This is a genomic window from Pseudoalteromonas sp. TB64 (assembly GCF_000498095.1).
Lineage (GTDB): Bacteria > Pseudomonadota > Gammaproteobacteria > Enterobacterales > Alteromonadaceae > Pseudoalteromonas.
In genome coordinates this window covers 1-10,334 of the sequence record NZ_AUTQ01000206.1, presented here as the reverse complement: position 1 = coordinate 10,334, position 10,334 = coordinate 1, and the positions used below count along the sequence as shown (strand labels likewise).

The following is a 10,334-nucleotide window of genomic DNA, read 5'->3' as shown; positions in this document are numbered from 1 at the left end:
AATGGTGGGTTATGATGGATTTGAACCATCGACCAATTGATTAAAAGTCAACTGCTCTACCAACTGAGCTAATAACCCGCTCTATGCACTTATTCAATTATGAATGAAGCTTACGTAAATCCGCCGATTGATGCCATTCTTATTATAACTAATAAAGAATGGTGGGTCATGATGGATTTGAACCATCGACCAATTGATTAAAAGTCAACTGCTCTACCAACTGAGCTAATGACCCGCTCTTATATAAATTTTTGTACTAAAGTTTAAATTAAACCATTTATATTTATTAAATAAAAATGGTGGGTCATGATGGATTTGAACCATCGACCAATTGATTAAAAGTCAACTGCTCTACCAACTGAGCTAATGACCCGCTCTAACTTAACAACTTTAAATACTACGTAAATCCGCCGATAAAAGACCATTTTAAAAATGGTGGGTTATGATGGATTTGAACCATCGACCAATTGATTAAAAGTCAACTGCTCTACCAACTGAGCTAATAACCCGCTCTTTTTGCCGCATTTCGAGTGGGGTAACCATTCGTTTGCTGCGGGCGCTTATAATACTTATTTAAAAAATGAGTGCAACCGAAATTGTCTCTTTTTTTAAGTTTTTATGTCTAGTTGGACAATTTTAGACCGCTTATGACAAAAAGCAGTCTAATCAAGCTCATTCAATTATTTTTATAAACGATCTGTGGCTAATTTTGCAGCAGTTGTACTTGGATACTGATTGATAAGATCGTTCAGTATTTTTTCTGCTTCAGCTGCTAAACCTTGCTCTTGTAAAAGTGTTCCTAACTTTAATAAAGCATCTGGGCGTTTATTTGAATTAGGAAATTCATTTACAACGACTTTAAAATGCTCAATTGCTTTTACTGGCATATTTTTAATAGTCAGTAATTGCCCAAGCCAATAATGTGCATTAGACGCATATACCGAATTTGGATACGTAGTTAAAAACGTTTGGAATTCAGGAATAGCCTGATCGTAACGTTTATCTTTCATTATTAATGCAACAGCACGCTCGTAAGCTTCGTTTTCAGATAAATCACTACTATATGTCTGTGCATTACTTTGTTGCGTGTAATCAGGCGCAGGTGCCGCAGCAGGTTGCGTATAAGCTTGGCTTACACGATTCTCTATTTCTTGATAAAGTTCACGTTGGCGCTGAAGTACTTTTTCAAGCTTATAGCTTTGCTCTTCAGTAACACCACGAATTTGACTTACTTCATCTTGTAATAAATTAAGTTGTTGCTGTAACTCTACTTGTAAAAAATTACGCGTTTGCATCAAATTTTCAAGTGATGCTAAGCGCTTTTCTATACTCGACTGTGAACTTGCAGCTTCTGAAACAGGAGCGGGAGCAGCNCTGGGTGCTCCCGCTCAATATCATGGCTGCCAAAATAATTTTCGGCTTCATAATATCTCTTATCTTAGTAAACTAGTACCGCACGGCGGTTTTTAGCGAAAGCTGATTCAGTGCGAGATTTAACCATAGGTTTCTCTTCACCGTAGCTTACTACTGACATTTGGCTAGATGAAACACCTAAACTTTGTAGGTATTTTTCAACAGCTTTACCACGGTGCTCACCTAATGCAATATTGTACTCAGGTGTGCCACGTTCGTCGGCATGACCTTCGATTAATACTTTAACAGATGAGTTTTGAACTAAAAACTCAGCGTGTGCGCGAAGTAATTCAGCGTATTTGCCTTCAACTGTCGCTTTATCAAAATCAAAGTAGATTACTTGCTCTTGACGTAGTGCTTCGTATTTTTGACGAAGTTCTTCTTCTGCACGTTGCTCAGGAGAAATTGTAGCTACTTCAACTGTATCATTGTTTGCTGATTGCTCAACAACACCTTGATTTGATTGATTTGCAGCGCCGTCATCAATATCTGATGATGAGCTACAAGCTGCTAATGTCATTACTGGCACAGCAATTAGCAGGCCTTTAAGTATTTTGTTAAGTTGCATTGAGTAGATTCCTATTTTGAGTAAACCAGTAATATTACTGTAAATATGGCGACCAAGCTGGCGCCTTTACTTGTCCGTCTAGCACAGGTAAGCGTGCTTTAAAGCGACCGTCCATCGATACTAGCGCAAGTACCTGTTTGTTATTATGAAGCGTGCTATATATAATCATCGAGCCATTTGGCGCTATACTCGGCGATTCATCTAGGCGAGTTCGAGTTAATACTTGAAACGCGCCTGTAGCAAGCTCTTTCTTAGCAAGATGGTACTGACCGTTAGTACGGTTTACCATCACTAATTCTTTACCGTCGGGCGTTATTGAACCTGCAAGGTTCATGTCGCCGTCAAAAGTTAAACGTTGTGAACGCCCAGTTTTTAAATTTAACTTATAAATCTGAGCATTACCACCCCTTTCAGATGTAAACACAATATCTTGGCTATTTGGATACCAAGATGGCTCTGTATCGATACTACGATGGCGCGTAAGGCGTGTTTCTTTACCTGTTACTAAGTCTAGTAAGTAAACCTCAGTTGCTCCACCTTTATCTTTTGAAAGTACTAACAGGAGTTTTTTACCATCCGGTGAAAACTGCGGTGCTCCATTAATGCCTTCATAGCTGGCAATAATTTCACGTTTTCCCGTATATAAATCTTGAACATAAATTTGGCTTTGGCGGTTTTCAAACGTTACATATGCCAATTTAGTACCATCTGGTGACCAAGCTGGCGACATTAATGGCTCTTTAGAGCGTAGTAATACTTGTTCATTGAAGCCATCGTAATCAGCAACGACTAGCTGATATGGTTTAGCATCAGCATCACGTACTATTACATAAGCAATTTTAGTTAAAAATGCGCCCTTTTCACCCGTTAGCTTTTCGTAAATAACATCACTAATTCTGTGTGAGTAACGACGAAAGCCACTTTCACCAATAACACTTTCACGCGCTTCTAAAATGTGGTCTTGGCTCTTTATTAATTTACCATTACTCATCATCTGCGTGTTGCCACCCGTTATTTGACCACGGATCACATCAATTAACTCGTAGCGTACTAAGTAGCGCCCGTCTGTTTGCTGCTCTACTTCACCAACAAGTATTGCTTCAGCGCCTTTATTAACCCAAGCAGCGTAGTCAATTTCACTATCTTTACTTGGTTGTTGCGGCATTTGTGCAATATCAATAGGTTTAAATTTACCACTGCGCATTAAATCTGCAGCAATAACCTCATTTAATTTCTCTGGAATTGGACCAACACCATTGTATTTGAAAGGAACAATTGCAATTGGTCTTGCGCCATCTATACCTTCTGTTATTACAATTTCAAGTGCTGCGTGTGCAATCCCTTGAAATCCTAATAATAAAACTAAAAAGGCTACTTTTATTTTGTTAAACATATAATTCCTTTAAAACTCTGGCGCAAATGTGAAGTTAATATTTTTCAGCTCTTCAAACACATCTCTATCTTTAGACACTGGTAACGTATCAGCCAAGCGTATAGCTCTCATAACAGCTTCACAGACTAACTTATCACCACCTAACGATTTAACTTGCGTTACTAAGCCGTTAAAACCTAAACGAATATTGACTCGACATTGCTTGCCTTTCATTTTTTCATCTTGAAGTAAGTTTTGCTGAATACGCGCCATAATTAATGCGCGGTATTTGTCTACTTCACTAAGTACTTGCTGTTGGCGTACTTTACTACGTGCTGCCTGCTCTTTTGCAAGTTGCTCTTGCAGCATTTGCTCTTGCATAGCTTGTTCACGCTTACGTTCAGCTTCTTTTGCACGCTCTTTAGCCTCGATTTCGCGTTTTTTACGCTCAGCCTCTGCTTTTTTCAGCGCGTCTTCTTCAGTTTTTCGTTTATCCGCAGCAGCTTTAGCCGCATTTTCAGACTCTTGTTTCTCTTTCTCAGCCTGTTTTGCTTTAGCGCGTTCTTTTTGCTCAATTGCACGCGCTTTTTTAGCTTGTGCTTGCGCCTCTGCTGTTTCTTTTTCTTTAGCTTTGCGTTCTTGCTCTAGCTTTTTAATGTGCCTTGCTTCTGATTCACGCTTTTTACGTGCATCGGTTGCTCTGCGTTCTAAATCACGAATGCGTTTATCTTCAGCACTTTTTTTATCTTTATCTTTCTTTCTAAGCTCAGCAATTTTTTGTTCAACCATTTTTTGATCAACAGTAACTGCCGATACCGCTTTTTCTGTTTCTGGTATTGCCGAGTTAAGCGTTACTTCCATTACTTTTGGTGCAGGTGGATGAATATTTGCAGACGCATACAAAAATCCCCCAATACCCAAATGTAATACCACCGACTTAATTAGTGAACTATTCATACAGTTACTTTGTCCCCTCAAAGGATTCTGTCATTAATCCTACTGATGGCACACCTGCATTCTTTAAAAAGTCCATTAAAAGTAACACTTCTTGATACGACACTTTACCTGAACCTTTAATCATTACAGGTATATTAGGGTTCTTCATTAATTGTAATTTTATTACTGCCGCCACGTCTAGTGCTTCCATAGCCGCTTCAGGATCAGTGCCTACACTTACATAGTATTTACCCTCAGCATCGATAGAGGCAATAATAGGTGGTACATCTTTTGTATCAACTAAATCAGACTCTTCCATTTTTGGTAAGTCAACTTTAACACCGTGTGTAATAAGCGGAGCTGTAGCCATAAATATAATAAGCAGCACCAACATTACATCAATGTAAGGTACTACATTAATTTCTGCGACCGGACGGCGCTTTTTACGCTGATACATTCGCTTGGGCCTCTATTTGGGTAGCTGCTTGACGGTGTAAAATATTAGCAAACTCTTCCATAAAGTTAATATAGTGAGATTCTAGTTTTTCAACTTTATTAGAAAAGCGGTTATAAGCTATAACCGCAGGTATAGCTGCAAATAAACCCATTGCAGTAGCGATTAATGCTTCAGCAATACCTGGTGCTACCATTTGTAACGTAGCTTGTTTAACTTCACCAAGTGCAATAAAGGCATTCATAATACCCCACACTGTACCAAACAAACCTATATAAGGGCTTATTGAACCTACCGTTGCTAAAAACGATAAGCTTGATTCTGTTTTTTCTATTTCACGAGAAAGTGCAACACGCATTGAACGGTGTGTACCTTCCATTACAATACTGGCGCTTTGAAACGTGTTTTTCTTGTGGCGTGCAAACTCTTTAAAGCCTGCAGTAAAGAGTGCTTCAATACCTTGTGATTGACCACTACGTGACGATATTTCATTATAAAGTTTGCTTAAATCAATACCAGACCAAAACTTTTGCTCAAACTTTTTAGCATTATCTAAAGCATCAGATATCGCTTTTTTACGCTGAAAAATAATAGCCCACGACATTACAGACATAGCAACTAGTCCTAACATTACTAGTTGAACAAGCAAACTGGCTTCTAAAATTAGATCTAAAAAATTAAGCCCTGATCCCACGTTAAACTCCTAAATAGTTTCAAAATACGTCAAATTAATTAATTTGTATAAATATGACCGTTCACACAGTCAAAAGTTGCATCTAGTGTATATAGTCCATTTCAAGCTGACAACGATATTGCTATGAATAATCAACAAAAAACGTTGAAAATCACCTTTATTTTAATTTTATCAACTTATCGTAAGTTTTAAGTTCAATTGTAAATAACAGCACATGTCTAAAAAGTGCTTAAATATACGAATAAAACATCATAAAACACTTCGTTTATTCAAAATAAGTGCATAAGCACTCAAAACCAGCGTTAAACAAGCTTAATGTAATAGTAAAACTAATGCTGAGAATTAATAATAAATAGTACATATACTCTATTTTTCATTAAGTTATAATATTAACGATTAATTAACGCTCAGTATTAAAACAACAATAAAACTCATGGAATTAGTTTTTCTAATGTGAAAATACAAATTTTCTAGTTTGAACAAAAATCATATTTTACGTATTATCATTCCATACCGAACTAGCGCACCGAATGAGATAGTTTCATTAAGCCAAGTTCTTCGTAATCCGATATTTATCGTATTACATTGTTTTACTCTTTCGGATAAAACCTTAGATTGTAAAACATAGTTCCAAGATTATTCCCTTCAACTTGTTGTTTGCCCGCATTATTTGCGGGCTTTTTTTTGCCTGCAATTTATCAACATCTATAAAAGCGTTAATCAAACGTAGAGTATTGTTTTATACAAATCATATTTTTTGGCGCTATTGGGTTATTTAATTCGACAGTATCACTGGTGATTTAAATAAAATAAATAGGATACAGTTATTACCTTGTAATTCGATATTTAAGCAATTACAGGTATTACCTTGAATGGCACGCAGAATAGCGTCACGAGTCTTAACGCCCTGTGAATTAACGGTTAACTCATTTACAGACGTTGTATTTACAATATTATGTGGGTATTTTTTAGTATGTTTATGCTTTTTAGCTGCTACTTTCTTACGCTAAATAAGTACATTAATTATGAGTAAGACTCAAATAAACTCGCTTACTGCATATATCTGCAGCAAGCGTTATTAATTGGCTAATCTTTTTTGGTAGGTAATAGACCAAAGTGATGATATGCGCTATCTGACACAATTCTTCCACGGGGTGTACGTTGAATAAAACCTTGTTGAATCAAAAAAGGTTCTATTACATCTTCTATCGTTTCTCGCTCTTCGCCAATCGCAGNCTACGGGGCCACCCATAAACTTTTCAATAATGGCGAGTAAATATTTACGATCCATGTAATCAAAACCGCTTTTATCTACATCAATCATATCGAGTGCTTGTTTTGCCACCTCGGCATTTACTGTGCCATCTGACTTTACTTGCGTGTAGTCACGTACCCGACGAAGTAAGCGATTAGCAATACGCGGCGTACCACGTGAGCGTTGTGCTATTTCGGTTGCGCCCTCTTCACACATTTCTAAATCAAGATAATGCGCAGAACGCCCAACAATATGCGATAAGTCTTCCACCGAATAAAATTCTAAACGTTGGACAATACCAAAACGGTCACGCAGTGGCGATGTTAGCGAACCTGCTCGCGTAGTTGCACCAATAAGCGTAAACGCAGGTAAGTCTAGTTTTATAGAGCGTGCAGCCGGTCCTTCACCAATCATTATGTCAAGTTGGTAATCTTCCATTGCTGGATAGAGTATTTCTTCAACTTGCGGACTTAACCTGTGTATTTCGTCAATAAACAGTACGTCGCCCTCTTCTAAATTAGTCAGTAGCGCTGCTAAATCACCTGCTTTTTCTAACACCGGACCTGATGTTGTTTTAATACTTACATGTAACTCGTTGGCAACAATGTTCGCAAGCGTTGTTTTACCTAAACCTGGCGGACCAAATATTAAAAGGTGATCGAGTGCTTCGCCGCGAGTTCGCGCAGCTTCAATAAAAATTTCCATTTGCTGTTTAACATGCGGTTGCCCTCTATAATCAGCTAAAAGCTTTGGCCTTATTGCGCGATCTATAGAGTCTTCGTTTGGTTTTTCTGTCGCATCAATTAAACGATCCGCTTCAATCATGGGTTACTCACAACATTGATTTTAAAGATTCTTTAATAAGAACCTCAGTAGACATATCTGGTTTACTTACCGATTTTACTGCTTTTTGTGCCTGTGGCAATTTATAACCTAACGCAAGCAGTGCCGATACAGCATCGTCGGCTGCATTATTAGCAATACGTGCATCACTTAATGGTTCTATTACAGCGCTATCGCTGTATGGTGTAAATAAATCGTTGCCCCAATCTTTTAATCGATCTTTCATTTCGAGCACCAAACGTTCCGCTGTTTTTTTACCTACACCAGGTAATTTAACAAGCGATGTTGAGTCTTCGTTATTCACACAACTCACAAATTGTTTAGCCGACATACCCGATAGAATGGCTAAGCCAAGTTTTGGTCCCACACCATTTGCTTTTAACAACTCTCTAAATAAAGCGCGTTCTACTTTATTATTAAAACCAAATAAAAGTTGAGCGTCTTCGCGTACTACAAAGTGTGTATAAACAATCGCGTTTTCACCCACTTTTGGTAAGTCGTAAAAACAGGTCATAGGCATTTGCACCTCATAACCTACACCACTTACCTCTAGTAATATCTCTGGTGGTTGTTTTTCAACTAAAATACCATTTAAGCGACCTATCATATTTATTTCCTTAAACGTCCTCTAACGATTTTGCTTGCGCTGCCCGCTAGTTTAATTAAATTTTGTTCTGAGTGAGCATGGCAAATTGCAATTGCTAGTGCATCTGCTGCATCTGCTTGAGGTGTACCTGGTAGCTTTAAAATATTTTTTACCATGTGCTGTACTTGTGTTTTATCGGCGCCGCCGTTGCCCACCACTGCTTGTTTTATTTGTCTGGCTGAATATTCAAATACAGGTAAATCAGCCATTGCAGCACCAACAATGGCGGCTCCTCTAGCTTGACCTAGCTTTAAAGCTGAATCGGGGTTGTGCGCCATAAATACTTTTTCAATGGCAAAGGTTTCTGGCGAAAACTGTTCAATAAGCTGCGTAATGCCTTGGTAAATCATTTTAAGTCTTACTGGAAAAGGGTGATCGGCTAGTTTTATACAGCCACTGCCTAAATACGTAAACTTAGAACCTTGGTGTGCTACAACGCCATATCCGGTCAAACGTGAGCCCGGATCGATCCCTAAAATTATGGCCAAACAGTGCTCCATTGTTATTATTTTTAAATTACGCTAATAATGCCAGAGCACTGTATAAATTACCAGTACAAAGCAAAAACAAAAATGCCCACGTATAAAGTGGGCATTTAAAGGGTTTTGCTCTTTTTGGTTTATGCTAAAGCACGTACCAAACCTTGGGTATTTTGCTTAAGCGTTCGGGCAATCATAAAATACCCTAAACCAGCTACAAATATACCACCAGCAACTGGACCAATAATCCAGATATGAGGGTGTAGTTTACCAGCAAGATCAAACATTTGTTGTTGCACAATTAATAAGGCTATATCGCTAAAAAATGCGGCTACTAAGCCAGCCAAACCACCTAGTAATAAAAACTCATACAAGGTCGCATTTTTAATTAATCGGCTTTTAGCCCCAAGCGTTCGTAATATAACAATTTCTTGCATGCGCTCGCCTAAGCTTGCTTGTACTTGCGATATAAGTACAAGCGCACCACATAACACAACAATTGCCAGTACAAACCCAATAGCAAGCGATACCTGCTTAATGGTTGATTGAATTTGCTTAACAAAGTTATCAATATCAATTGCTGTAATAGTAGGATACGTTCGAAGCAACTGGCTAAAGTCACGTTTTTGCTCTGGATTTATACGCACCGACGAAATATAGGTCGCCGGAAAATCAGCAAGTACATCGGGACTCAAAATAATAAAAAAGTTAGGTTTAAGTGTTGCCCAATTAACTTTACGCACGCTGGTAATTTTAGCGTCGAACGACTGCGCACCTATTAAAAAAGTCAGCGTATCACCTATTTTAACATCTAAGCGCTCTAGCATCGACTCTTCAACAGACGCCTCAGCTACCGCGTTTTCACCAAACCATTCGCCTTCTATTACTTCGTTTTGAGCGGGTTCGTCTTTTAGCCATGTTAAATTAAGTTCACGGCCTATACCTGAGCGCGCGTCTTCATCTTTTTCTTCATTATCTTGCAGTGATACGCTGCGTGCTACCAGCTCGCCGTTTACCGCATTTACGCGCCCACGTATAGTTGGGTAAAATTCAGATACCTGAATTTTTTTCTGTTCTAAATACTCATTTATTGGCGCTAAATCGTTTTGTGTAATATTAACCAAAAATGCATTAGGTGCATCATCAGGTAACTGCGACTGCCAATCAGATATCATGTCATTTTTAAGCACCACTAAAAACAGTAATAACTTAATAGCGAGTGAAAAACTAATTAACTGCACCGCGTTTACATTCGCACGTTTTTGAATAGAAGCAATCGCCAGTGACCAACTATTACCTGGTTTTAAACCCAGTTTACGCCCGCCACCAAATATAAGTTTAGATACAACAAACAACACGCCAATCAGTGCAAGAGTTGATGTAAATAAAATAAGTGTAATTTTTATGTTATTGCTAAATAACCACATTAATAAAAATACGGTTAATGCACTCATAGTTAAATGCACACGGCTTACCGCAAGTTTATCGCCTAAGTTACGACGCAATACGCGAAGTGGTGGAATATCAAATAAATCAAACAAAGGTTTAATAGAAAACATAACAGCACAAATTACACCGGTGCTAATAGCCACTAACCATGGCTTAAAACCACCCATAGGAAGCTCTGTCCCCATACTTTTTGATAAATAACTCGTTGCAACTTCTTGCAAGCCA

The 10,334-nt window shown here is 38.2% G+C and carries 8 protein-coding genes, 4 tRNA genes and 2 pseudogenes; all 14 read right to left on the bottom strand.

The features are described 5' to 3' along the window. Positions 1-2 precede the first annotated feature (2 nt). Positions 3-78 (bottom strand) — tRNA-Lys (locus L647_RS0117140). A gap of 81 nt (positions 79-159) precedes the next feature. Then, a tRNA-Lys gene (locus L647_RS0117135) sits at positions 160-235 on the bottom strand. Between the two features lie 62 nt (positions 236-297). Further along, positions 298-373: transfer RNA gene (locus L647_RS0117130), tRNA-Lys, on the bottom strand. Positions 374-433: 60 nt separating this feature from the next. Beyond that, positions 434-509, bottom strand: a tRNA-Lys gene (locus L647_RS0117125). A gap of 177 nt (positions 510-686) precedes the next feature. Continuing rightward, a pseudogene (ybgF, locus tag L647_RS01000000124485) lies at positions 687-1,425 on the bottom strand (tol-pal system protein YbgF). 13 nt (positions 1,426-1,438) lie between these two features. Then, positions 1,439-1,981 carry a peptidoglycan-associated lipoprotein Pal gene (gene pal / locus L647_RS0117115; protein ID WP_024612134.1) on the bottom strand — a complete coding sequence of 181 codons (543 nt, stop codon included), beginning with the start codon at positions 1,979-1,981 and terminating at the stop codon, positions 1,439-1,441. A 34-nt stretch (positions 1,982-2,015) separates the two neighbouring features. Continuing rightward, a complete protein-coding gene (gene tolB, locus L647_RS0117110; RefSeq protein WP_024612133.1) occupies positions 2,016-3,374 on the bottom strand; it encodes a Tol-Pal system beta propeller repeat protein TolB in 1,359 nt (452 codons plus the stop codon). 9 nt (positions 3,375-3,383) lie between these two features. Then, positions 3,384-4,310 carry a cell envelope integrity protein TolA gene (tolA, locus tag L647_RS0117105; protein ID WP_024612132.1) on the bottom strand — a complete coding sequence of 309 codons (927 nt, stop codon included), beginning with the start codon at positions 4,308-4,310 and terminating at the stop codon, positions 3,384-3,386. A 4-nt stretch (positions 4,311-4,314) separates the two neighbouring features. Continuing rightward, complete coding sequence (tolR, locus tag L647_RS0117100; protein ID WP_024612131.1) at positions 4,315-4,746, bottom strand: protein TolR; 432 nt, start codon at positions 4,744-4,746, stop codon at positions 4,315-4,317. Continuing rightward, positions 4,733-5,437, bottom strand: coding sequence for a protein TolQ (gene tolQ / locus L647_RS0117095; RefSeq protein WP_024612130.1), 705 nt, complete (start codon positions 5,435-5,437; stop codon positions 4,733-4,735). The genes tolR and tolQ overlap by 14 nt, the downstream gene beginning before the upstream one ends. A 1,086-nt stretch (positions 5,438-6,523) precedes the next feature. Beyond that, positions 6,524-7,517 (bottom strand): annotated as a pseudogene (gene ruvB / locus L647_RS01000000124480) (Holliday junction branch migration DNA helicase RuvB). Between the two features lie 7 nt (positions 7,518-7,524). Continuing rightward, complete coding sequence (gene ruvA / locus L647_RS0117085) at positions 7,525-8,142, bottom strand: Holliday junction branch migration protein RuvA (RefSeq protein WP_024612129.1); 618 nt, start codon at positions 8,140-8,142, stop codon at positions 7,525-7,527. Between the two features lie 2 nt (positions 8,143-8,144). Next, a complete protein-coding gene (gene ruvC, locus L647_RS0117080) occupies positions 8,145-8,669 on the bottom strand; it encodes a crossover junction endodeoxyribonuclease RuvC (protein ID WP_024612128.1) in 525 nt (174 codons plus the stop codon). Between the two features lie 131 nt (positions 8,670-8,800). After that, the coding region (locus tag L647_RS0117075; RefSeq protein WP_024612127.1) for an FtsX-like permease family protein at positions 8,801-10,334 on the bottom strand (1,534 nt) is incomplete at its 5' end.